22 protein-coding genes are annotated in these 22,859 nt (G+C 43.5%); 8 read left to right on the top strand and 14 right to left on the bottom strand.

Features of this window, described 5'->3' with window-relative positions:
• Nucleotides 1-160: 160 nt before the first annotated feature.
• A complete protein-coding gene (locus AB6E51_RS05705; protein ID WP_017071587.1) occupies nt 161-763 on the bottom strand; it encodes a 2OG-Fe(II) oxygenase in 603 nt (200 codons plus the stop codon).
• A gap of 369 nt (nt 764-1,132) precedes the next feature.
• Between AB6E51_RS05705 and AB6E51_RS05700 the strand changes: the two genes are divergently transcribed.
• Entirely contained in the window at nt 1,133-1,921 is a 789-nt protein-coding gene (locus AB6E51_RS05700; RefSeq protein ID WP_372058079.1) for an MBL fold metallo-hydrolase, read from the top strand.
• Between the two features lie 146 nt (nt 1,922-2,067).
• Here AB6E51_RS05700 and AB6E51_RS05695 read toward each other — a convergent pair whose 3' ends face one another.
• Nucleotides 2,068-2,496 (bottom strand): RimK/LysX family protein, encoded by a 429-nt coding sequence (locus AB6E51_RS05695; protein ID WP_004740039.1) that lies wholly within the window; start codon nt 2,494-2,496, stop codon nt 2,068-2,070.
• 32 nt (nt 2,497-2,528) lie between these two features.
• Complete coding sequence (gene rimK, locus AB6E51_RS05690) at nt 2,529-3,434, bottom strand: 30S ribosomal protein S6--L-glutamate ligase (RefSeq protein ID WP_372058078.1); 906 nt, start codon at nt 3,432-3,434, stop codon at nt 2,529-2,531.
• 602 nt (nt 3,435-4,036) lie between these two features.
• Here rimK and AB6E51_RS05685 point away from each other — a divergent pair.
• Both AB6E51_RS05685 and AB6E51_RS05680 read left to right on the top strand, forming a co-directional pair.
• Nucleotides 4,037-5,821: an SgrR family transcriptional regulator gene (locus tag AB6E51_RS05685; RefSeq protein WP_372058077.1), complete on the top strand. Its 1,785-nt coding sequence runs from the start codon at nt 4,037-4,039 to the stop codon at nt 5,819-5,821.
• A gap of 186 nt (nt 5,822-6,007) precedes the next feature.
• Nucleotides 6,008-7,072, top strand: a complete 1,065-nt coding sequence (locus AB6E51_RS05680; RefSeq protein WP_372058076.1) for an MBL fold metallo-hydrolase — start codon at nt 6,008-6,010, stop codon at nt 7,070-7,072.
• 130 nt (nt 7,073-7,202) lie between these two features.
• Here the strand turns inward: AB6E51_RS05680 and AB6E51_RS05675 are convergent, their stop codons facing one another.
• Complete coding sequence (locus AB6E51_RS05675; protein WP_017094528.1) at nt 7,203-7,628, bottom strand: MarR family winged helix-turn-helix transcriptional regulator; 426 nt, start codon at nt 7,626-7,628, stop codon at nt 7,203-7,205.
• A 97-nt stretch (nt 7,629-7,725) separates the two neighbouring features.
• Here AB6E51_RS05675 and AB6E51_RS05670 point away from each other — a divergent pair, with 97 nt between their 5' ends.
• The 4 genes from AB6E51_RS05670 (at nt 7,726) to AB6E51_RS05655 (ending at nt 11,074) form a co-directional block, all read left to right on the top strand.
• Nucleotides 7,726-8,217, top strand: coding sequence for a DUF2798 domain-containing protein (locus AB6E51_RS05670; protein ID WP_017081271.1), 492 nt, complete (start codon nt 7,726-7,728; stop codon nt 8,215-8,217).
• A gap of 34 nt (nt 8,218-8,251) precedes the next feature.
• Nucleotides 8,252-8,557, top strand: a complete 306-nt coding sequence (locus AB6E51_RS05665) for a DUF3861 domain-containing protein (protein WP_017060575.1) — start codon at nt 8,252-8,254, stop codon at nt 8,555-8,557.
• Nucleotides 8,558-8,761: 204 nt separating this feature from the next.
• A complete protein-coding gene (locus tag AB6E51_RS05660; protein ID WP_017060576.1) occupies nt 8,762-9,526 on the top strand; it encodes a hydratase in 765 nt (254 codons plus the stop codon).
• 189 nt (nt 9,527-9,715) lie between these two features.
• Nucleotides 9,716-11,074, top strand: a complete 1,359-nt coding sequence (locus AB6E51_RS05655; protein WP_017083216.1) for a Na+/H+ antiporter NhaC family protein — start codon at nt 9,716-9,718, stop codon at nt 11,072-11,074.
• Nucleotides 11,075-11,275: 201 nt separating this feature from the next.
• On the opposite strand, the gene AB6E51_RS05650 is transcribed toward AB6E51_RS05655, so the two are convergent.
• The 3 genes from AB6E51_RS05650 to AB6E51_RS05640 form a co-directional block, all read right to left on the bottom strand.
• Nucleotides 11,276-12,436: a multidrug effflux MFS transporter gene (locus AB6E51_RS05650; RefSeq protein ID WP_102446850.1), complete on the bottom strand. Its 1,161-nt coding sequence runs from the start codon at nt 12,434-12,436 to the stop codon at nt 11,276-11,278.
• A 310-nt stretch (nt 12,437-12,746) separates the two neighbouring features.
• On the bottom strand, nt 12,747-13,127 hold the full coding sequence (locus AB6E51_RS05645) for a hypothetical protein (protein WP_004729929.1): 381 nt from the start codon (nt 13,125-13,127) through the stop codon (nt 12,747-12,749).
• Between the two features lie 153 nt (nt 13,128-13,280).
• On the bottom strand, nt 13,281-14,993 hold the full coding sequence (locus AB6E51_RS05640) for a pseudouridine synthase (protein ID WP_372058075.1): 1,713 nt from the start codon (nt 14,991-14,993) through the stop codon (nt 13,281-13,283).
• Between the two features lie 293 nt (nt 14,994-15,286).
• Between AB6E51_RS05640 and AB6E51_RS05635 the strand changes: the two genes are divergently transcribed.
• Entirely contained in the window at nt 15,287-15,739 is a 453-nt protein-coding gene (locus AB6E51_RS05635) for an NUDIX pyrophosphatase (RefSeq protein ID WP_016769103.1), read from the top strand.
• Nucleotides 15,740-15,755: 16 nt separating this feature from the next.
• On the opposite strand, the gene AB6E51_RS05630 is transcribed toward AB6E51_RS05635, so the two are convergent.
• The 7 genes from AB6E51_RS05630 to AB6E51_RS05600 all read right to left on the bottom strand — a co-directional run bounded on the left by AB6E51_RS05630 (nt 15,756) and on the right by AB6E51_RS05600 (nt 22,216).
• Nucleotides 15,756-16,193, bottom strand: a complete 438-nt coding sequence (locus tag AB6E51_RS05630) for a bifunctional diaminohydroxyphosphoribosylaminopyrimidine deaminase/5-amino-6-(5-phosphoribosylamino)uracil reductase RibD (RefSeq protein WP_372058074.1) — start codon at nt 16,191-16,193, stop codon at nt 15,756-15,758.
• A 163-nt stretch (nt 16,194-16,356) separates the two neighbouring features.
• Complete coding sequence (locus AB6E51_RS05625; RefSeq protein WP_102331993.1) at nt 16,357-16,935, bottom strand: nucleotidyltransferase family protein; 579 nt, start codon at nt 16,933-16,935, stop codon at nt 16,357-16,359.
• On the bottom strand, nt 16,935-17,222 hold the full coding sequence (locus tag AB6E51_RS05620) for a putative quinol monooxygenase (protein ID WP_372058073.1): 288 nt from the start codon (nt 17,220-17,222) through the stop codon (nt 16,935-16,937). Before AB6E51_RS05620 ends, AB6E51_RS05625 begins: the two co-directional genes overlap by 1 nt.
• A gap of 945 nt (nt 17,223-18,167) precedes the next feature.
• Entirely contained in the window at nt 18,168-19,025 is an 858-nt protein-coding gene (locus tag AB6E51_RS05615; RefSeq protein ID WP_372058072.1) for a hypothetical protein, read from the bottom strand.
• Nucleotides 19,025-19,879, bottom strand: coding sequence for an ABC transporter ATP-binding protein (locus AB6E51_RS05610; protein WP_017079596.1), 855 nt, complete (start codon nt 19,877-19,879; stop codon nt 19,025-19,027). The genes AB6E51_RS05615 and AB6E51_RS05610 overlap by 1 nt, the downstream gene beginning before the upstream one ends.
• Nucleotides 19,876-20,247 carry a GntR family transcriptional regulator gene (locus tag AB6E51_RS05605; RefSeq protein WP_017060587.1) on the bottom strand — a complete coding sequence of 124 codons (372 nt, stop codon included), beginning with the start codon at nt 20,245-20,247 and terminating at the stop codon, nt 19,876-19,878. The genes AB6E51_RS05610 and AB6E51_RS05605 overlap by 4 nt, the downstream gene beginning before the upstream one ends.
• Before the next feature lie 223 nt (nt 20,248-20,470).
• Nucleotides 20,471-22,216 carry an EAL domain-containing protein gene (locus tag AB6E51_RS05600; protein WP_017066680.1) on the bottom strand — a complete coding sequence of 582 codons (1,746 nt, stop codon included), beginning with the start codon at nt 22,214-22,216 and terminating at the stop codon, nt 20,471-20,473.
• Between the last annotated feature and the right edge of the window lie 643 nt (nt 22,217-22,859).

Genomic DNA, 22,859 nt, shown 5'->3' with positions numbered 1-22,859 from the left:
CGATTTCATTTAAGAGAAAAGTTATTGATGGTTTTAATATTTATTGCGTGCGGTTTTTAAGAGGTATGTTGTTCAATACTCGCTCAATATTTGTTCCATAAAAAAGCCTCTCGAAGGAGAGGCTTTGAATAAGCTAGAGCTTGTTATAATCGGCTTTGTTCTAGTGTGCGATATCGAGTTGGTTGTCTTTCACGCCGTTAATACGGAACCAACCTGCAATACTGAATCGCTCTGTGTTTGTCGGCAGTACCTCGTGTGGGAACTGTTCAGATAAGAACACAAATAAGCGGCCTGACTTTGGTGGAATGGTCGCGATGTGGTTGTCTTTTAGGTCGTAAACCACAAGTTCACCAGCGTCTTCTTCTGTCCACTCATCATTCATATAGAACACAGTGGTCAGGCGGCGGTTTTCATTGCCCTTGAAACAGTCTAAGTGCTTCTGGTAGAAGTCGCCTTTTTCGTATTTAGCAAAGTGCGCTTCGTACTCGAACAGACCCAAAAAGAACGCTTGGTTTGCCGCTAAACGAATTTGTTCCATTTTGTCTAGGAACAGAGATGCTGGCTGACCCATATCGCGGCGCACCCATTGAATCTTGTCACTACGAATGGTCGACTCTCGCGTTACTTCATCGTTACGGCCAATCCTAGCCTTTTTCCAGTTCTCTGGAATGCAATCCCTCAATGCCACCACTTCTTCTTGAGTTAAGAAGTCATCCCAAACGAAATAACCTTGGGTAGAAAGAGCATCGATTAATTGGTTCATGTATAGCACTCAGACAATAAATTAGAGGCGCATATATAGTCCTAATAACTCAGGCCAACAAATCACATGTTTTGTCGTCACGATAAAACATGTGGAGGCTAGAGTAGCAAGGCCTATAGAGTAAGGTTTACGGCAATGCGGGCATTCGATAATGCTGAAAAATATCGGATGAAATTGATGGCAATCTTTGGAATTTGTTCCTGTGCACTGAGTTGAATTGGAATTGAGTAATTGAGTGAATACCAATAGAAATCTTGATTCGGGTTCTCTATCCGGTTTTAGATTGTTGTCTTTAACAAAATGATCACAATTGAAGTTGAATTTGCTATTGTATAGGTCTGACCAGTTGTTTTATCACAAGGAGCGGTTTTGCAGCTGCATACCATCAAAGGCTATATCCAAGACATGTATCTCGTAGAGTACCCAGATAGGTTGCTGTTACTTGATGGCGCGTGCCGTGCGGATATACCCCATCTTAAAGCTTTCATTGAAGATGAGCTTGGCCGTGAATTTAGCGACCTACACACTGTAGTTGTGACGCACATGCATCCCGATCATGCAGGCGCTGCGCATACGCTCAGAAAGCTGACGAACTGTAACTTGGTGGCAGCAAATAGAGACAAGGATTGGTATCACGGCATCGATGGCATTTTGATGCACCTGACCGACTTAGCGCTTGCTAGGTGGATGGCGAACCGCTTAGGCAAGCCTAAAGCAAACCTATGGTATTCAAGAAAGTTAAAGCCGGATTACAAGCTGTCTGATGGGGATAGCATTCCGGGATTTGATGATTGGTTGGTTCTAGAAACCCCGGGCCATACCGACCGTGATCTTTCTGTCTATTGCCCATCACACAGCGTGGCTTATGTAGCCGATTTAATGGTCGAGGTTAAGAAGAAGCTGATTCCGCCATTTCCTATCTTTCACCCTAATAAGTATCGAGCGTCTGTATCGCGTATTTACGACATGCAGCTTGATACCTTGCTGGTGGCACATGGCGGGCGAGTCGATTTCAGTCAGAAGGCTTTTGAACATCTGCTGATGAGTGCCCCAAGAAGGCCTGTTACACATTGGCGAGTGACGAAAATCAAAACCAAGAAATTACTGTTATCGATTTGGCGATTTGGTTTTCAATCTCATGGTAAATCGAAGAAATAGATCAGAAGTCTGAATGCAAAGTCGTGTATTCAGAGCTGAAAGTAGAAATAGAAAAATAGATAGCAATAAGGCCAGTCATGAGACTGGCCTTATATCGTTGTGAGTAGCTTTAGTTATAACCTGTGGAGCGGTTACGATGACTCGGATTAGTGAGTCAGCAGGAATTCACCCGCAGGGTCAACAATCACTTTGTCACTCATGCCTTGACGTCCAAGCAACATCATGTAAGTCATGTCTTGACGGTTGCTTAGCGTGATATCGATCGGCCATTGTTGGCCACCGATTCTTAGCATGGTTTCAATCACGCAACGGTGTTCAACTTCGCCGTTAGATGATTTAATTTTCTTACTTGTTTTCAGTTTCGCCTTGCAGCGCACCGTCTCTTCTAGGTGATAAACGTCTGGGTGAAGGTCGAACTCTACGAATTTCTCACCATTTGATTTAACACATAGTAGATTGTCTACGTGTAGAGAAGAGGTTTTAGCCCCTGTATCAACACGTGTATGTAGTCCAGTTATCCCTAACTCTGGTAAGCAAAGTGCTTCGGTATTCCCTATGATCATTTTATTGTTCATTTTCTTTCCAATCATGAGTTATCGGTATTCAATCAGCCCTTGCCACGAGTACGGTTAGCGTTTGGTTTTGCATTCTTCTCGATGAATTCGAAAATCATGTCTGCTACATCTTTACCCGTTGCTTTCTCGATGCCTTCTAGGCCTGGAGAAGAGTTTACTTCCATTATTACTGGGCCGTTCTTAGATTGTAGGATATCTACACCACATAGGTTTAATCCCATGATTTTCGCTGCATTGATTGCTGTTGCGCGCTCTTCTTTGGTTAGTTTAACCAGCTGAGCAGTGCCGCCACGGTGCAGGTTAGAGCGGAATTCACCTTCACCAGCTTGACGCTTCATTGCAGCAATTACTTTGTTGCCAACAACAAAACAACGGATGTCTGCGCCATTTGCTTCTTCAATGAACTCTTGAACCAAGATGTTCGCTTTTAGGCCCATGAACGCTTCGATAACGCTTTCTGCTGCTTTGTTTGTTTCTGCTAGTACAACGCCGATACCTTGAGTGCCTTCAAGAAGCTTGATCACAAGTGGCGCGCCGCCTACGTTTTTGATCAGGTCTTGAATCTTGTCTGGGCGGCTAGCGAAACCTGTTTTTGGTAAGCCAATACCTTTACGAGACAACAGTTGTAGTGAGCGCAGTTTGTCGCGAGAGCGACTGATTGCTACTGACTCATTGATACAAAAAGTGCCCATCATTTCGAATTGGCGAACAACCGCAGTTCCGTAAAAGGTAATGGAAGCGCCAATACGTGGAATAACAGCATCGTATTGAGGTAGCTCTTCACCCATGTAGCGAATCTTCGGATTGTTACTCGCGATATCTATATCACAGTGCAACGTGTCGATAACATCGACCTGATGACCACGTGCTTCTCCAGCCTGCTTTAGACGAGCGGTAGAGTATAGATTTTCGTTGCGAGAAAGAATTGCGATACGCATGGCGTTTCCTTAGTTAATACCTGATTGGTAACTGCAAATAAATTAGTTGTTAGCTGAGCTTTCAGTTTTTTCTGAGGCTCCTTGCTTGCTTCGGGGCGAACCTTAAGGCTTTTCGTTCAACTAAGAAAACGAATTAAATTTGTCGAGTCGACAACGGAAATTTATCGATTGTGTGAGCTATTGGTACAGCAGGCTTGAGAGGGGAATTGGAATGGAAAAGCGAGTTGAGACCTAACTCATATTGGGGGTAGGAGCATATTAGGTTGTACCCAACTCGCGTTTACTCGGTGCTAAAAAGTGTACTAATAACGCCAGTTACATAGATCTATAAGTGTTCGTAGTGCTTCTCTTTCGAGCTTACTGCAGGTGCTTTTTAGCTTGTTAAGATAGTATTTTCTCATGGTCATTACTCTCTCTGGTTAGGCTTTATTTACAACCTATGGTTTGTTGCTGACCCGTTCATTATGGATAATTAAGAGGAACTAAAAAACAGATGTTATTTTTATTGGTTGTTCCTGTTTTGGTCGCATTACACTACTTTTTGATGAATGTGTTTTATAATGGGCTTAATTAGGAAGAGCTATCTTTAAAAGGTTCATTATTTGTCTGATCTAAACATGATGCGTTACTACACGCGGCTAGAGTCGTTCGAGCCAAACATTTCTCATTCAGTCACCCTAGCCGAAGTAGCGGATATGCTGTTTACAAGCTTGCGTCACGCTCGAACCTTACTTGGTAAGATGCATCAAGCTGAATGGGTGGTGTGGGAGCCAAAAGTTGGCAGGAATCAACGCTCTAACTTAACACTGCGTTTTAGCAATTCAGAGTTGGCGCAGCATGTTGCAAGTAAACTGATAGAGCAGGGCAAGTACGAAAAAGCACTTTCCATATTGGATAATGACCGCGCTGTGTTTGGTTCTTTACTGCAAGAAACTTCCGGCGCGACCATGCGTGAAGGGCTGCTGCACGTTCAATTAACCTATAAGCGTAAGTTTGAGGATTTGTTTCCGCACCATATACACCGCAGTAGCGAACGATTTTTGATAAGACAGGTTTTTAGCTGCCTAGTGACGTGTAATGGTAAAGGTGAGTTAAAGCCTGAATTAGCTCACCATTGGGAATATGACACAGAGCAACTGGTTTGGACTTTCTATCTGCGCCCCGGTCTGACTTTTCATGATGGGCAACCTGTGGATGCTAAGCAATTAGTTTCGATGTTTTCTGCGTTGCAAACCTTACCTTTCTATCAGACAGAGCTAGCCCATGTCGCTTCAGTTTACAGTGAGCAGCCATTGAGGATCAGCTTTCAACTCACCAAAGCAGACACCGGGTTCGCGGGCTTATTGGCTGGCGTTAAGTATTCGATTCAACCTGCTGCGCAAGTCACACGAGAGCCATCGCCATTAAATTCGGTCTCTCATGCTGTGATTGGAACCGGCCCATTTAAAGTGGTTGATGCCAACAACGAACGAATCAAGCTCGCCGCATTTGAGCATTATTATGGTTGTCGCTCGTTAACCGATGAGGTGACTATCTGGCAGTTTGAGGAATCAATGACGGGCACTGCTCGTTTCGATGACAGCCAAATGCACGTATCGCCTTATGGAAATTCTTCTTGTTTCCATCAATTAGGGAAAAGCGATGCGGAACTTGTTTCAGCAGACACAGACGGCCTTCGTAGCCGAGTCGAGGATGGATGCTTGTTTATCCTGTTCAATCAGAACTCAGCGGCTAGCCCACTAAATAATGAGCAGCGCAAATACCTTTCACAACTGACCAACCCACAAGCGATTTTGTCTCAGCTGGAACACAACAAGGGTTTGTTTAGTGTCTCTTTAGCTCAAAATATACTGCCAAGTTGGCAGAAATTGTATCGAACGCCTTCCAGAGAGAGCGAGTTGCCTAAGAAATTGAGCATTGCGGTATATAACTACTATGCCCTTTATCGGTGTGCCATTTCCGTGTCGGACATCCTTAAACGACATGGAGTGGAAGTTGAAGTGAACACCTATAGCTTTCGAGAGTTGGCGCTGCTTTCTCAGCGGGGCGATTTAAAAGAAGATTTGGTATTGTGTAACCTGAATCTCGATGATAATGCGCCATCTTCGCTGTTCTCGTGGTTGATGAATGACCCTGTATTGCATTCCGCGCTCGGAGAGATGAACAGTGATTGGCTTAAACAGCGCTTAGATCATCACAAAGCCTCAGTTGAACTGCCGAATTACTTGGCAGAGTTGGAGCCTGTTGCATCGACGTTGATTTCTGATTATTGGCTAGTGCCTATGTTCCATCACCTACAAACCGTGCGTTTTCAAGGCATTTTGAAAAACGTGGCCATTACCAACTGGGGATGGCCAGATTTCAAGAATGTATGGTCTGCTGATTAACCTTTCTTACTAGCTAAATAACTAAGTTAACTCGTTGCCAAAATTGGTTTTTCCAAAATCGACTTTGACACGCTTACGTCTAGATAAATTAAAAATTACACTCGGTGGTTTACTTTTGGTTTTGGCATATAAACTAGTCGGTGTAGTTTATGTGTTGGGTCTATCCCAACGGTTAAAGAGATACCAATGAAAAAATATCTATTACCGATTTTAGGAGTACTTGCCGTGGTCGCTATCGTAAGCACAGGTTCACAATCAAACGACAATCTAGATAAGCTTCCAAAGAAGTTTGCTAACAGTGAGTTGGAATACAAATCGGGTATGTCTGATATTTTTTCAATCTTGAAAGCATACGTGACTGTGGAAAGAAACGAGCCAGTGCCGCGCGCTGCATTGCCTTTGATTCCAATGACAGCTGAGCAATTGATCGAAGAACAAGACGACGTTGCGTACCGCTTAGGTCACTCAAGTGTGATGATGAAGCTAGATGGCAAGCTAGTGATGACTGACCCTGTGTTCAGTGATCGAGCATCACCAGTGCAATGGATGGGGCCAAAGCGCTTTCACCCAACCCCAATCTCACTGCAAGATCTACCTGACATCGATGTGGTAGTGATCAGCCATGATCACTACGACCATTTAGACAAAGGTGCCGTGAAGGTATTAGCCGACAAAGTAGGGACGTTCTTAGTGCCATTAAGAGTGGGCGCACTGTTGGAAAAGTGGGGCGTGGATAAAGAGAAGATCATCGAATTGAACTGGTGGGAATCGGCAACGGCCTCAGACATTGAGTTCACGTTGACGCCGACACAGCACTTCTCTGGACGTGGCTTGCTTGATCGTGACCAAACACTGTGGGGCAGTTGGGTTATTAACGCTTCAGATAAGAAAGTCTTCTTTAGCGGTGACTCTGGTTACTTCAATGGCTTTAAAGAGATTGGAGACCGTTTTGGGCCGTTTGATTTAACCATGGTAGAAACGGGCGCGTATAACTCACTTTGGGCAGGTATTCATATGTTCCCAGAGCAAAGCGTTCAAGCGCACATCGACCTGCAAGGTAAGGTGATGATGCCAATCCACAACAGCACGTTTGATCTCTCTATGCACGATTGGCAAGACCCAATGGATCAAGCTCTCACGATAAGCAAAGAGCGAGATGTACAAATGGTAAGCCCTGTGATGGGTGAACGTTTGGTGATCTCAGAGCCCGTACCTGTTCAGGCATGGTGGAAACTGGCATCGAATAATTAGAACGGACATCTAATTAACACTCTCATCTAAGTGAGAAGTAGTCATGCTGCTAATCTATATAAAGCCAGTTGATACAAAATACGCCACCGATCATTCGATTCGGTGGCGTTTTTTCGTTTTATTTTGAAGATCAGCTTTCTAAGTTCTGCGCCATTTTCTTCGCAATTTTTCTGAATTGCTCTAACTCATCTTCGGCCATGCCTTTGGTCATTCTCTTCAGCATGTCTCGATCTATATCCGAGACCTTAGTCATGATCTCTTGACCCTTATCGGTCAGAACCAATAACTGGCTACGCTTGTCTTCTGGGTTCGGAGATTTCTTTACAAGTTCCTGACTGATCAAAGCGTTAATCAATCGAGTGACCTGTGCTTTATCGCGATTTAGGAAGTGTGCGATATCGATAGCCGTACATGGAGACTTCTTGGTAATGATCTTCATGACACGAATGTTCATAGGTGCGATCTCTGAGTCTAAGCTCTCAATCTGTTCGCTCATTTGACGTTTCAAAGAGTGCACTAGACGAAAGATTGATTCTAGCGATGTGTTATCAGACATAAACGATCCTTAGAAATATAGTTGACATTATCAACCACTGTATTTATAGTTGACATTATCAACTTAATTGTTCGTAAATTCAAGACAGGAAATAGATATGACGATTCAAGCAACTCTAACGCCAACTCTTCCTGAGCAAAAAGGCACACCGGTTTTATACAAAGTTTTGGTCATGATGAGCTTAATGCTGACGATTGGCGGCAGTTTAACGGCTGTGATGACTTACATGAATGTCGGATTCGGCGAGGAATTTATTGGCAACTGGCTTTCTTCGTTAGCCCTTGTTGTCGTGATCATGATGCCAATGGGCACGGTGATGATGGCTTTAGTCACCAAAGCCGTTGCTAGAGTGTTCACAACTTATAGCGAGAAAGTTCGCAACCTGATCGTAGGACTGATCATGGCATTCATAATGGAGTCCATGATGGCATTTGTAACAGCGGCAAATAACATTGGATTTTCGGATACATCGGCGTTTACCAGTGGATGGTTTAATGGATTTATTGCCGCACTTCCCATTGGCCTTGCGATCATGGTCGTGATGTCGATGACGGTTAAACCTAAGCTCGAACGATTCATGAAGAGCTAACCAAAACACTTTTTAAGCATTTTAGGAGGTCCAAATGAAAGCATTCACAGGCAAACACAATAACTACCGTATCACTATCGAAGAAGTGAACATCAAAGAAGATCGTGAACTTCAAACCATGCAGTTTGAAATTGAAGACAGAGAAGATATGTTCGCGATTGTTGAGAAGATCAAACATGACAGCGGCTTAGACGAGCAATCAGCAGCGCGACTAGGAGTGAGCATTCGCTTGTTAGGCCCATTGATGATGCAAGATAGAAAACACCCTCTGTTTGTTGATTTCATGCCTCACTTCAGAAACTTCATGCAGAATTTGAAGAAGACGTTGAAAGGGCAGTAAAGCCTGAACATCAGTAATACATCGAAAAGTCAGTAATCAAATTACTGGCTTTTTACATTTAAATCAAAATAGTTTCAGTTGTTTGCGTCTAGAATATGCGAAAATTGATGGCTGAATTTTCGGTGTAGTACCGTTGTTGAATTGTCTATTCAAGCTTTAAGAAATCCGATATTATACTGGTCATAAAACTAAAGGTGGTATTATATGACAAATGTATTTAAACAAGCAGCTGAAGAACTGTTGAGTCGTCGTGTTGCTGGCACCAAAGCACCAAGATTGGACGAACAGTACCGTCCGAATAACTTGGAAGATGCGCTAAAGATCCAATCTTCAATGATCGATTTGAAAAGCGATAAAGTCGGCGGTTGGAAGTGCTTACTTCCTCTGGCTGAAGACAAGTTTGTTGTTGCACCAATCTTCTCGGGCAGCGTTCAACAAGGCGAAGTTTGTGAACTGTTTGCTGACAACGGCGTAGTACGCGTTGAGCCTGAAATCGCATTTACGCTTGCTAAGAGCCTGCCTGCAAGCCAAGAAGGCTACAGCGAAGAGCAAATCAACGAAGCGATTGGTTCTTGCCACATGGCACTTGAGTTAATGCAGTCTCGTTTTGCGGATGACAGCGGCGCTGAGTTCTATGAAAAGCTGGCCGATGGCCTAGTAAACCAAGGTCTATTTATTGGCTCTGAGATTGATCGCGAAAAAGCGTTCACTTCTGCAGAGATCAGTATTGAAGTGACTCAAGGCGAGCAAGTTCAAGCATTCGACGGTAAGCACCCGAATACACTGCCACCAAGCCCAATTTACTGGCTGATTAACTACATGACACGTCGTGGTGTTGATTTCCAAGCGGGTGAAGCCATTATCACGGGCTCTTACTGCGGTATCGTGGAAATGGAATTCGATAAACCAACGACCTTCCACTACGAAGGCATTGGTGAATACCAAGTAACGTTCAAGCAGAAACGCTAACTTCTAGCGGCGCACTATCTGTTATCGAAAGGCTGTTTACTGATGAGTAAATAGCCTTTTTTATTACGTGATGCTCAATAGGGTTCTTATTACTTTGCATTAAATTAGGCGTTTAGACGTCTAGACGTTGACAAGTTCTAAGTGTGACATTAGTCTGCTCACCTTCCTGTTCTATTGTGTTGTCGTTCCATGTCCAATTCAAAAAATTCTAACGCGGTAATTGCCCCTTCTGCAGTGGCGCTTATCCCTCTGATCGTTTTCCTTGCGCTGTTTATTGGCGTGGGTACATACCTGTCGCTACAAGGCGTCGATTTTGCTTTCTATCAACTTCCAGCTCCGATTGCGGCTCTGCCTGCTGTGATGTTAGCGTTGCTATTGAGCAAAGATAAATTGAACCGTGCGATTGAGCAGTTCTTAGGTGGCGTGGGTCACAAAGACATTATCGCAATGTGTATGATCTACCTATTGGCGGGTGCTTTTGCTGCTGTGGCTAAAGCTTCTGGTGGCGTGGACGCGACGGTAAACCTTGGTCTATCGGCTATCCCAACGAGCATGATCCTACCGGGCATCTTCCTTATTTCGGCGTTCATTGCGACAGCAATGGGCACCTCTATGGGTACTATCGCTGCGGTTGCTCCTGTTGCACTAGGCATTGCTGACTCAGCTGGTATGAGTATTCCTCTAACCGCTGGCGTAGTGCTAAGTGGCGCTATGTTTGGTGACAACCTTTCTATCATCTCAGATACCACGATTGCCGCGACTCGCTCGCAAGGCTGTGAGATGAGAGACAAGTTTAAAGAGAACATCCGTATAGCACTTCCTGCTGCACTTATCGCGATTGTTATCTTTGCTTTCAACAGCACAGCAACTCAAGTTCCTGAAACAGGCCCAATTGAATGGCTGAAAGTCCTTCCGTACATCACTATCCTAATCCTTGCGGTATCGGGCATGAATGTGTTCGTTGTGTTGACGATTGGTATCTTGCTGGCGGGTGGCGTGAGCCTAGGTTCTGTTGAGAACTACGGTATGACTGATTACGCTCAAGATATCTATGCAGGCTTCGGCAACATGCAGGAGATTTTCTTATTGTCGATGCTAATTGGCGGTTTGAGTGAGCTAATGCGTCGTCAAGGTGGATTGGCGTTCCTGACTAACTTAGTAAGTGGTGTGATTCGTGCGTTTGGCTCTTCACACTCTAAGCAAGCGAATGGTCGTGCGAGTGAGCTAGGCATTGCTGGCTTGGTATCTATGGTGAACCTATGTACTGCAAACAACACGGTAGCGATTATTGTGTCTGGTAGTGTGGCTCGTCAATTGGCGGAAGAGAACAATGTGTCTCCACGTCGTTCTGCAAGCTTGTTGGATATCTTCTCTTGTGTGATTCAAGGCGTGTTGCCTTACGGTGCGCAGGTATTGCTGTTAGGTTCGGTATTTAACCTATCGCCTTTGGATATTGTAGCTAACTCTTACTACTGTTTTGCTCTTGCAATCGTGGCTGTGGTTGCTGTGTTTATTAAACACCCAGCACGTCAAGTGGCTCAAGCTTAGTAACAATTGACCAAACTGAGTGCTCACTGGCTCTGATAAGAAGGCTCCTTAATAGGAGCTTTTTTGTGCGTGAAACTCATGGCTTGAAAATTCAATGTACGTCTTCAAATACAAGAAAACCGCCTATGTAGACGGTTTCTAATTTCGTTATAGCGGTTTTCAAGTTTATTGTAGTGTGAATGACAATTAGGCTTGAGAGCTTTAATTCAGCTTATTAGTCACGAACTCTTTGTTTCTGACCATTAGCCACATCAGGCCGCCTAGCGTACCGACGGATAATTGAATAAAGCCTAGGTTTTCAATTAGTGACTCTGGGCGTATTGAAACCAACACCATGCCAAGCGAGCCACAAATCATGCTGAAGAACTGTATCAGTGCGACGGCAGAGCCCGTGTCATGATCTTGCTGATTCAACATCAAGTTGGTACCCGGTACTCGCATGATGATCGCCATTAATGTCGCTGGTGCAGCGATGAACATGAAGAACCAAGGGGACAGGTCGCCAATGGTTAGGGTGAAGATTCCCGCAAGCGCTAATAAAGCAAAACATCCTGAGATGACCTTTTGAACCGGCATTCGGTAGGACAACTTCATGTAAATTGTTGGACCAAATGAGGCGCACAGTGCATTGAATGCGAACGCGTAACTAAACTGTTGTTCGGTCAATCCAAAGTGATCTATGTAGATATAAGAACCCGCCGCAAGAAAGCCCATCAATGCCATCGGTATGATAGAGAAAATGACCAGTAGCTTGAGGAACGAGCGGTTTTTCATGACCACGCCCATTCTTCCCCATGAGCGGAATATAGAACCTTGGTATTTGTTTTCGAGTGTTTCTCGGTAGCAGCAAGCTAATACTGACGCAAATGCACCAAAAACGGCGAGGGTGACAAACATCATTCGCCAAGACGCAATTTTCAGTAGAAAGGCACCAAATACAGGCGCAACCATTGGTGCGATGATCACCAGTGACATGATAGTCGCCATGATCTTTTCACGTTCTCGGCCGTCGTAAAGATCTTTTACAATGGCAGTCGCGATAACGGTGATGGCACTGCCCGCAAAGGCTTGGAATACACGAGCACCAATCAACTGTTCGATGCTATTGGTCATCGCGCACAATATGCTCGCGACCATATAACCCGCTAATCCAATTAATAGGATCGGCTTACGACCAAATTTTTCGCTGAGCGGCCCCCAGAACAAAAGACCGATGGCGTAAGTAACGAAGTAGCTGCTCAGGGTTAGGTTGACCATGGATCGGTCAGTATTAAACACCTCGACCATCTGCGGAAGCGCAGGTAAGTAAAGGTCGATGGTCAATGGAGGGAAAGCACTTATTATGACGAGAAAAAATAGCATACCGGTCTTTCCCAGTACTGGTTGTGGTCTCTTCAAGGTGGCTCTCCGTTGTCCAAGGTAGGTTTCTAATTGATGTGATATTGATATACAGCAGGTTAAGGCACGTCAGACAAGAAGGATAGAGTCGTTCAAGAATATGGTGAAAGTATCGATGAACTTATCTCTATGAGTCCGAATCTACGAAGTCGGTCTGCGCACTGAATTGTATTACAAAACATTATTACTTTTATAGCTAACGAGTTCAATCAGTTAGTAGCAGGGTGGCTTGTGATCGCCAACGACACATTGTAATGATTATCGAGTTGGCTTGTTATCTTTTCTTTGGTCGTTTTTCGACTAAACCGTTACGCTCTAAACCGCGTCTAACACTGCTGCATAGCTTACCAAAACGGCGCAGTTCTTCGAAGTTGGGGCCTTGGCCAATGGAAATACTGTGCTCCCAGTACATCAACTCACTGTCGACCATCTCTAGTAGCTTCTTAGAGCAACCCGAGCAGTTTCCTTTTGGCCCACAGATAAACGTCTCCGATTCGTAAAGTGGGAGTTCGTTTTTAACTTCTTCAATTAAGCTTAGCATTGCCAAATTTAGATTAGGCTTTTTGGTTGCTAGTGGTTTCAAGCTTGGTGCTTGCGCAGTTATCAAAGAAGAAGTTTGTGTGTTGTGGTGTAAATTCAAAGCAGCTGATGACATATCAAAGGCCTCAAGGAGAGAAGAAGGAGGGCATCCTACTCTTCACAACAAAGTGAATCTTGATGTAGTGCAATAAGCGTTGAGATATACCCAAAAGAGGTAGGAGCCACAAGCGGTGTGACTCCTTTTAAAGCTCGGTACTAATGAGAGGTTTTAGAATTCAGCGTTGAACTGGAATTCCATCCACTCTTTGGTGACTGGGTGGTGCAGTGCAAGTCTTTCTGCGTGTAGGTGCAGTCGGTCGGCTTTATTGCCATATAGGCCATCACCGACGATAGGCATGTTAAGCCCTTCTTGGTGTGAACAGTGAACACGTAACTGGTGTGTACGGCCTGTTTTAGGGTGCAGGTAAACCTTAGTGGTTTGCTCGTTTCGCTCAATCACTTCCCATTTGGTTTCTGCAGGCTTGCCGTGTTCGAAGCAAACAATCTGACGAGGGCGGTCATACAAGTCACCACGCAATGGCAGTCGAATATAGCCTTCGTCTTGGTCTAGCACACCTTCAATCATTGCGACATATCGCTTCTCAACTTCACGAGTAATGAACTGCTTCTGTAAGCTTTTGTTCGCACGTCGTGTTAGAGCAAATATCAGAATGCCAGAGGTCGCCATGTCTAAGCGATGAATCACAAATGGGCCTTCAACATCGGGATGCATTTCTTGAACACGTGTGTAGGCGGAATCTTTGATGGTTTTACCCGGCACGGATAGAAAACCTGCTGGCTTGTGTACTACCACGATGTGCTCATCTTGGAACAGAATATCCAGCTCTTTGCCTTCTGCTGGGTTCTCTAGCAATGGGTTTGGATCGACTTCTAGGCCTTTCATCATATGGCCTAAAATCGGCACACATTTACTCTGACAAGAAGCGTAGTATTTCTTGTGCTTGCGGATTTCCGACTTTGGAGAGCGGCCCCACCAAAATTCAGCCAGTGCCAATGGTGTGTAACCGTTTAAATACGCGTATTGCAAAAGCTTGGGTGCGGCACACTCGCCAGAACCTGCTGGTGGTATCTTGTTTGGGGTGTCTTCAAAGATCTGGTTCAGATCCTCAATGTTTCCTTCCGCATTTTGGAAAGCGTATTGTGAAAACAACTTGTGTTGAAGCTGATGAGAAAGGTGTGCTCTTTGCTCTTTGAGTTCAGCTAATTGATTAGTGAACACATCAACTTTGATTTGTAACTCGTTTAGGATCTGTTCCCAGTTGAGCTTTAGGTACTTCTGCTGGTTCTTGTCGGCAACACTGGCCTTGTTAAGCTCATTATTCAGTTGTTCGAAGGCTTGTTCATCAAGGTTTTCTTTACCTTGTTCGCGTTGTTCTTTACGTGTTTTTCGGCCTTCTATAATCAACAAACGTTGCGCTTCGATCTCCTGTTCTGCCTGTGCTTTCTGTTGTGCTAACTGTTCACACAATTCAAGGTATTCAGCGTTTGCTTGCAGCGCTTTAAATTTCGCATTTACAGCCATCATGTCGGCTGTGTCTTGATGGAAAAAGCTGTCGCTGCTCAACATGTCGAATACGGGTGGCACAAAATGGGGCAGTAGGTTTTGGTCGGCGATTTTTCCAGAGAAAGCAGAGAAGTAACCCAATTCACCTTCTGGGCTTTTCACCAGTAACACACCAAACATTTTGCCGCGACCAGCGTCAGAATCCAGTCCGAAGTCATGCTGCCAGTCGGTTTGAGTTTCTAGATATTGTTGAAGCTGATGAGAAGCGATTTCACACAGTGCGTGTGGTTCATAATAGAACGGGAAGGTGAAACGCTCAGGCAACGAATATGACTCGATCGGCTGTTGAAAGCGAGTGAAGCAATGCTCAGGTGTGTGGCTGTTTTCTGAGACGTGCGTTGGTTTGGATGAGTGCATATTGTCGTCTTACTACTTATATCGTGGTGATAAATGGTTGTGAGTCTACTGTGTATGTTTAAAGGCTTTAAACACAGTACAAGGCGGCGATTCTACTCTTTATCGAAATACGCCTCAAATAAGAAATGGTTCTATTACTGGATAGCTAAGCGAGATGGTTAACACTGAACCCATGAGCTATGGCTTGAACTTCATTAATTGATGAGTAACTTCTCGTTTTTAATCATAGAAGGTAACTTCACAAACGAAGAGTGGTAGCCTTGCCGCCCTCTTGTTCAACCTAAGGTAACGCTATGATTCCACTCAATACTTCGATTGTATCCGGTGTCGCTATTTCAGAGATCGACGGACAAATGAAAATGCTATTAATGAAGCGTGTGAAAGGCGAATTTTGGTGCCATGTCGCAGGCTCGATTGAAGCGGGCGAAACAGGTTGGCAGGCTATCGTGCGCGAATTTGAAGAAGAGACCCAAATTAAAGTGGAAGCTTTGTATAACGCGCAGTTTCTGGAGCAGTTTTACGAGGCGCACGTGAATGTAATTCAGCTAATCCCGGTCTTTGCAGTGCTATGCCCACCCAACCAAGCGATTGAACTGAATGACGAGCATACCGAGTATCGTTGGTGCAATTTAGAAGAGGCAAAAGCGTTGGCGCCATTCCCTAACCAACATGCCGTCTACGATCATATCTGGTCGTATTTTGTCGATAAGCCAGTTAATCCGCTTTACCGAGTGAAATTGAACTAATACTGGCTGTTTAGATCTAGGACTTACCAAGGTAAGGGGTTAAAAAGGCGCTCACTTGTTCTTGGCATAGTCCTACATCCACTTTCACTCCGTGTGATTCAAGTATCACCACACCACGACCATTATTGCGAGGGTCTGGGTCTAGCATCGCCATTACTACGTGTTTTACACCTGCTTTAACCAATGTATTGGCACAAGCGGGTGTTCTGCCAACAAATGAACATGGCTCTAGAGTTACGTAAGCGGTAACGCCTTCCATTTCTCCGTCCGTTTCGCTGTCATAGCTATTCAGTGCTTCAACCTCGGCGTGGTTTCCACCGACCTTTTTCGTATATCCAACAGACACCACCTTATCGTTCTTCACCAAAATACAACCCACAGGCGGGTTTGGTTGGCAATCGGGTAGGGCTTGGCGCGAAGCTTCGAGTGCTTGCAGCATGTATTGTTGGTTCATGGTCGTTACTCAGTATGACGAGAGAGCGTAGCAGCTAGTCGCCACGCGCGGTTGATGAGTTGGTTAGTTACTAACTAACTAACTTACTAAGCTAATAAGTTAATAAGTTAATAAGCTAACAAGTGGGGCATGTTCGATCTGATTGGGATTTTAGTCAATGGTTTTAGCGTTTGAATTCGAAAGCTAGTTCACTGCGACTAATCGTTAACTTGGGCCACTGGGTCAGCCAGTTCTTGGATTGTACTCTTTGATCAAAGATATCTCGGCTACGCTTTGGATTGGGTGTGATTTGCAAATCAAACAAACTCTCTAAGCCAAAGGCAGAAATACACTCGATGTTTCCATGGAGGCTTTGTTTCACGGCGACGGCGGTTTCTTTCTCTGGCCAATAACTCATCGCATCCAATGAGCCTTGGTAAGGTTCATCCCCATTTCTAGTGTGCATGTAGGCTTGATTGCGAACTTGCCAATTCAGTTCGGGTAACCGTTGTTTAAGCTGAGCCTCGTATCTAAGATCCGATTCGTAAGAGGTATCAATGGGATCAAAGTAGATCACATCAATATCATTGAATGGAGTCGGGGAGGCATAACCATGCTGGTGATCCCAAACGAGGTTTCTCACAAAGCCCGCAGCGACATAACACTGCGGCAAATCCAACTGAGCGACACAGTCTAAAACCTTCATTCGTAAGGGATCTTGTTTGATCAACGTGACGATGCGTTTGGCTAGCGGATGTATCATTATGATGTCGGAACATCAGTGACTTGGTAATGACGTGTCACGTTCTGGGAGATTTCACCCCATTCAGAGGCTTTTACTCGCTGTTGGTGCATTTCGAATGCTTCTCGGCTAGTGAATTCTTCATACACTTCAAAGCGATTAGGTTGAAGCGTGCTTTGACTGACTCGAAACACAATACAACCAGGTTCTTCTAGTGTCAGTTCTTTGTGCACAACCAAGGCTTGTGTCACTGCTTCTAGGTCGTTGTCTGGCACTAGAATATGCCCTTGCAGAATTACTTTACTCATAATTACGTCCATTTAATTACGTCTATTTAATTTGGTCCATTACGGCTTTTTTCTATCAAAAGCTCTATCCGTTACAAACATAATCCCATTTTGATGTTGTAACGTATAGGCTAATGTGGCAATTATTAGTTCACATTGAATGTATTTTTTAGTTACACCGTAACTTTAAAGGTGATGTAATCAACAAATGATAAGACACTGGAACTAAATCAGCGTTGGTCCGGTCTATTAAATTAGTATCATTGAACTGTATTGATACTGAAATGAATTTGTCATCTGAGAGAACTAACCTTAATTTTGAACAGCGGCTCATAGGATTGAATTGAGCCATAGTTGATATCTAGGTCATACTTTGATGTAAATGGTACTAAAAACTCTATATATTTTGTGATTTGTATCATTGAACTGGGCATCAAACACCGTTAGATTCGAATGGTTGGCAATAAAAATAGCTCATGAAGAGCAGTTAAAGAAAAGGAAATATCCCTTATGAAAAAAATGAGAAGAGCACAGCTTCATCGCGTTCGTATCCAATACTGGAAAGACACGTCAAAAGAAGCATCAAAGAAATAAGCTTTAATCGTAGAGCTTTAAAAGCTGAAAAGCTTAATCAAATGTAAAACGCAACAAACTGATTTCATTAGCACTCTCAAGGACCTTCATCTGGTCGGCGACTAACGAAATCATCCCCAAAGAGCTGGCAGGCATTAACAACAATGCAATTCAATGTCAGCTCATTATACCTCCGCTTAGATTCTCTTGTTGCTTCACTCTGTTACTCCTAACTAAAACCCCTTTGCACCTTTGTTCTTGTTACCCATATCTGTATTCGCAAAGTCGTGATCAAAAAAAGCTTCCGATTTCTCAGAAGCTTTGATTTAGATTTTGATATCTGGTGTGGTTACCTGCTCGGGAGAGATAACACCAACGTCAGGAGCGAATGCGTTAACGTTGGAACAGCGTCTTTAAGCTCACATCGTCCGTTCTATTTAGCTTTAGGCTCAGTAGATAGCCACCAACACCGATCAGTGCGTAAATACCTAAAGATAAAATCGGCGCTTCTGCAATCGCACTTAATGGGTTGCTTGCTATGAGTACATTCATTGGTAATGACGCGATGAGAGATAGGAAGTCATTGATGCTATAGAACCCAAACACTGCGACAGAGAGGAACTTAATCGCATAGCTTGAGATGAAAATGACAAGCAATGGAGAGTTTACCAGCTGCGAAATCGCTAGAGTGACGGTTGCCAGTGGCAATAAAACCAGTGCAACTAACATCATTCGTCCAAAAAACACGACCCAGTTGCTCAGCACATAAAACAGAGATTGTTGTTCAACCAATAGCGCCAGTTGTTGTTCACTTGAGACGTTCAATATCCAGAATAGAAAATCTGCGAACAGTACTAACAATGCACAGATAGCCGGAATCACCACTAAACCGAAGCCGAGTTTCACACCGTGAGTCATTGCGTTAGATACCGGCATACTTCTCCAAAACATCGAACTGCCTTCTTGGCGCTCTTTACGCAGCGTTTTAGGGATGTAAAGCGTTGATAGGATCAGTGAAATAAGGCCCGCGCCAAAGTAGATCACTGAGTTGAGGTCTTGTGCGAACTCTCTGTGGATGTCGCTCACGTCACCGTTCACTTGCATTTTAAAGAAAAACTCATGTTGTGCTGCGCCATTAAAGAACAGACCAACGAACAGTAAGAAACCACATAACGCGACAAACAGAGGCAATCGAGTGTTAACTTTGTGCTCGATGAGTTCTTTTTCTAGCATGTAAAAACTTGGATGCATTATGCCTTCTCCATCTGTGTTGCAAGGAATAGATCTGCGAGACCAACGTTATAGATGTTACCCAGTGATTCAACCTGCGCTTTGTATTGACCTTCCAATAACCACTTAGTAGTGCCTAGCCCTGATTGTGAGGTCAGTGGGTTGAGTTTCTGAATCTCGCTTGAATGGTTGTTTGCGACTTCAATAATGAAATAGTCGCTTTCGATGTCTTCCATGCTTTTTTGCAGTACACAATGACCTTGCTTCAAAATCAGTACATCCGTTAATAGGTGTTCAATTTCTGAAACCTCATGGCTTGCAATGATCATGGCGCGTTCACCGTCGTGAAACCATTCTAGTAGGTGGCGATAAAAAGTATCGCGGTACAGCAAATCTAAGCCCAGTGTAGGCTCATCTAAGATCAACACTTGAGTGTCAGTCGCGATGATGATCGCAAGGTGAAGTTGTACTTTCATCCCTTTAGAAAGCTGCTTGATAGTAGAAGACAACTTAATGTTGGTGCTGCTTAGCGTCTGTTCTGCTTTTTGCTTGTTGAAGCTAGGGTGTACACCTTGTGTGTATCGAAGTAGTTGTTTAACCGTCATCCACTCTGGTAACACGTTAACATCTGAGATGTACGACAAGTGCTGCATGAGCTCTGCGTGCTGGTGGATAGGGTGGTAGCCGTTTACTTCAATCTCACCTTGATAGTTGTGTCCACCAAGCAGTGATTTGATCAGAGTCGATTTACCTGCGCCATTGTGGCCCAGCAGTCCAAGCACTTGCCCCGGTTTTAACTCAAAGCTGATGTTCTCGACACCCACTTGATTTGAATAGGTTTTGGTTACGTTTTTCACGGAAAGTAAAGTACTCATGACTTGTCCTTTATATGTTGTGCTAGCTGTTTCACGAGTTCTTCGACACTCATATCAATGATGCTTAGCGTCTCAGCGATGGCTGGGATCTGTGTGTTGATGAATGATTGGTGTGCGGACTCTTTCAATTTTTGAAGTGCCCCTTCGGCCACATACATGCCTTGGCCGCGTTTTTTCTCTACCAAGCCTTCATCCACCAGTAACTGGTAGCTTTTCATGACAGTAAGGTGGTTGATCTTGAGATCGGCGGCAACCGCACGCACAGAGGGCAATGCTTGTAGCTCTAGCCAAACACCCTGAAGAATTTGGTCACTGATCTTTGCGGCAAGTTGCCTAAAGATCGGTTGGTCGTCTTTCCATTCGGTCATAATTAAAACTGCATGGTGATATACATGTGTATAACACTAACCTTTTTATTCGAATTGGCAAGGGTTTTATGAAAATGGATCGGATATTTTTATATTTGGATAAAGCATGTTTGGCGGGGAGGGTACTTGAAGCCTACGTCCTTGTGGGCTCTCAAGCAGCTGTACGAGCGATGATTATTTGAATAGGGAATGGTTGCTGATCAAGATTTCTATTAGGCTGGGCCTATTGCTCCTTTGAGTCATTAGGCCGGCTATACAGGTAACCTTGATGTAAGTTGTAGCCTAACTGACACAAGATATATTGCTGCCTACGCGTCTCGACACCTTCATAAATCATTGTGATATTTGATAGGCGTCCAATCTCCGAGATATTGAGCAATACACCCTGATGATGCTCTCCTGACTCGATATCCTTAACAAAGCAACGATCCAGTTTTAGATAGGCCGGAGAGATAACATTGATGATTTCGATGTTGTTATTGCCCGTACCAAAGTCATCCAGAGCGATAGTGATACCAAGCTTTTTGATATCCTTAATGTTATCGATAACCTCACACCCATAGCCAATGTTCGAATATTCAGTAATCTCTACGACAAACTCATTCGCTTCCATCGCGGCTAAATGCTCTCTGAGCCTTGCGAAGTTCGACCCTACCAAAGCACTCGGACACACGTTGACACCATAGATCTCATGGCTGTTGTTTAACTTCGCTTTTCTGACTGTCTCGATGAGTAAAATAGTATGAAAGGTGAGTAAATTGGTGCGTCTCATGGTGTTGATGAAGCTTAAAACGCCAACGTTACGCACACGAGATAACAACTCGTAGTAGAGAACGCAGTTGTCTTCGGTGTTGATGATCGGCTCTTCTTCAAAGGAGATGTGTTTCCAACGAAACAGGTAGATCACGAAACCCAGAATATAGGAGCGATAAAGCAGGGTGGCGAGTATCAGAGAAAGCGCAATCCATAGTGCAACAATGTCGTCACTGTAGAAGGTGATGGTTGCACCCGTTGGTAGGGAGGTTTGATAGATAGATTTACTCTCTTCGCCAAGGTTTAAGATGTGGTAACCATTCTTCTGGATGGAAATCGAATCGACTAATAGAGGCAATAGTGAGTTCTTGTATCGAGCTTCGATAGATCGTTTAGATATTCGAGCAACCATCTCAATGTCGTGCTCGGTATCCATGAAGCGTGAATAGGCAAAGTCAGCACTATCGTAGAAGTCGTCTAATTGATTGAGCTCTATCATCTTAGAACGTGTTTTAGAGATATAGCAGGAGTCATAAGGTGTGGTCATGACGACAGAATCAAGGTTGAGCGAGTGCCTTAGCGAGTGCACAGCCCCGTGGCTATCGCAACCGTAGTCCATGACTTCTGCGGCAATGTGTTTGGTGTTCTCACTGTATTCATTCGCAATCTTCGTCGTATAAAGGATTTGGGAAAAGTAGACAACGAATAGGAAAAAGGAAGAGATGGTGAACACGGCTATCAGAGCCTTAATCAGCTCTCGATGATAGGTGTTGAACATCAGTTTCAACATCTCGAACTGGCTGGGCTTGAACTGGTTGATGTCGTACTTAGGTGCGATACGGTTGGTTGAGCTTTTATCGAGATCGATAAAGTAACCTACCTTATAAAGGTTAGAGATAAGTTCGCTATTATTATCTACCTTCGCTTTCTTACATAAGCTTCGATATTTCTTTCTTATAGAAGCAATAATATTTTTTAACGCGTATAAGCTAAACTCTTCGTCAAAGTGTAATTTAAAAGATTCTTCAACATCTCGTGCAGATTGAGGGTTTGATATTGACGAGTGTTCAATAAGGTATTTGAAAACAAAACTCTCTTTACTATTAAGAGTTTCCTCTGATATCTTATTACTGTCTCTTTTTATGTATATTTTTTCTTCATTGTAGATTAGTTGCAAGCTCTCATTATTGTTATTTATATTGAAAGAACAGTGCATAGCTTAACTCCTAAGCGATAGTTATTATATTTGTGTGATGGATATGTGATGGCTGGGATTTTCATTCAACACAAGAGTTCGATCTAAATAATATAACCAAAATGTCACCATTTTATCTCAAGATGTTGATACTAATCGCAGAATTTGGGCTTTAATGAAAGGTTATGGAGATGTTCACCCAAAAGTTGAATTTATAAATGAAAGCCAATGATTTACAAGGGGTAAGGGGGATTTATCCATTTGTTTTGGTATTTATCCATTTCACAGCTTCTACGCGGTAGGTTTAGCGACTGGATTTAGAGGTTTCTAATGTAGCTTCTGATGGTATTCATTCGGTTTATCGATGTGTGAGATTTATCAGAATTTTTCATGATAAAATTAAATTATGTCATTTTATGTGATATTAATATAATTTATGTGGCGTATTGTTTTGGTGATTTAATTAAAGTAATCAATGATAGAATTAATTATATTTGTTGAATGATTGACTTTAATTTATTCTGTTACGAAATTCAAATAATTAAACTTTAAGGTGAGATATTTAAAATAGGGAAAGGATGATTTTTATCATGATGTGTTGATTAAAGAATTTTAATGGAATTATTATTGACATATGTATCAAATATGTGTCTATGTAAATATT

Source organism: Vibrio sp. 10N.247.311.47, assembly GCF_041467535.1.
GTDB lineage: Bacteria > Pseudomonadota > Gammaproteobacteria > Enterobacterales > Vibrionaceae > Vibrio > Vibrio crassostreae_C.
Note: the sequence above shows the minus strand (reverse complement) of the source record. Positions and strands in the feature narration are given on the sequence as shown.

Coding starts and splice junctions, on each gene's coding strand:
- AB6E51_RS05705 (WP_017071587.1), bottom strand. CDS start 763: ATGAACCAATTAATCGATGCTCTTTCTACCCAAGGTTATTTCGTTTGG.
- AB6E51_RS05695 (WP_004740039.1), bottom strand. CDS start 2,496: ATGAACAATAAAATGATCATAGGGAATACCGAAGCACTTTGCTTACCA.
- rimK (WP_372058078.1), bottom strand. CDS start 3,434: ATGCGTATCGCAATTCTTTCTCGCAACGAAAATCTATACTCTACCGCT.
- AB6E51_RS05680 (WP_372058076.1), top strand. CDS start 6,008: ATGAAAAAATATCTATTACCGATTTTAGGAGTACTTGCCGTGGTCGCT.
- AB6E51_RS05675 (WP_017094528.1), bottom strand. CDS start 7,628: ATGTCTGATAACACATCGCTAGAATCAATCTTTCGTCTAGTGCACTCT.
- AB6E51_RS05670 (WP_017081271.1), top strand. CDS start 7,726: ATGACGATTCAAGCAACTCTAACGCCAACTCTTCCTGAGCAAAAAGGC.
- AB6E51_RS05665 (WP_017060575.1), top strand. CDS start 8,252: ATGAAAGCATTCACAGGCAAACACAATAACTACCGTATCACTATCGAA.
- AB6E51_RS05660 (WP_017060576.1), top strand. CDS start 8,762: ATGACAAATGTATTTAAACAAGCAGCTGAAGAACTGTTGAGTCGTCGT.
- AB6E51_RS05655 (WP_017083216.1), top strand. CDS start 9,716: ATGTCCAATTCAAAAAATTCTAACGCGGTAATTGCCCCTTCTGCAGTG.
- AB6E51_RS05650 (WP_102446850.1), bottom strand. CDS start 12,436: ATGCTATTTTTTCTCGTCATAATAAGTGCTTTCCCTCCATTGACCATC.
- AB6E51_RS05645 (WP_004729929.1), bottom strand. CDS start 13,127: ATGTCATCAGCTGCTTTGAATTTACACCACAACACACAAACTTCTTCT.
- AB6E51_RS05640 (WP_372058075.1), bottom strand. CDS start 14,993: ATGCACTCATCCAAACCAACGCACGTCTCAGAAAACAGCCACACACCT.
- AB6E51_RS05635 (WP_016769103.1), top strand. CDS start 15,287: ATGATTCCACTCAATACTTCGATTGTATCCGGTGTCGCTATTTCAGAG.
- AB6E51_RS05630 (WP_372058074.1), bottom strand. CDS start 16,193: ATGAACCAACAATACATGCTGCAAGCACTCGAAGCTTCGCGCCAAGCC.
- AB6E51_RS05625 (WP_102331993.1), bottom strand. CDS start 16,935: ATGATACATCCGCTAGCCAAACGCATCGTCACGTTGATCAAACAAGAT.
- AB6E51_RS05620 (WP_372058073.1), bottom strand. CDS start 17,222: ATGAGTAAAGTAATTCTGCAAGGGCATATTCTAGTGCCAGACAACGAC.
- AB6E51_RS05615 (WP_372058072.1), bottom strand. CDS start 19,025: ATGCATCCAAGTTTTTACATGCTAGAAAAAGAACTCATCGAGCACAAA.
- AB6E51_RS05610 (WP_017079596.1), bottom strand. CDS start 19,879: ATGAGTACTTTACTTTCCGTGAAAAACGTAACCAAAACCTATTCAAAT.
- AB6E51_RS05605 (WP_017060587.1), bottom strand. CDS start 20,247: ATGACCGAATGGAAAGACGACCAACCGATCTTTAGGCAACTTGCCGCA.
- AB6E51_RS05600 (WP_017066680.1), bottom strand. CDS start 22,216: ATGCACTGTTCTTTCAATATAAATAACAATAATGAGAGCTTGCAACTA.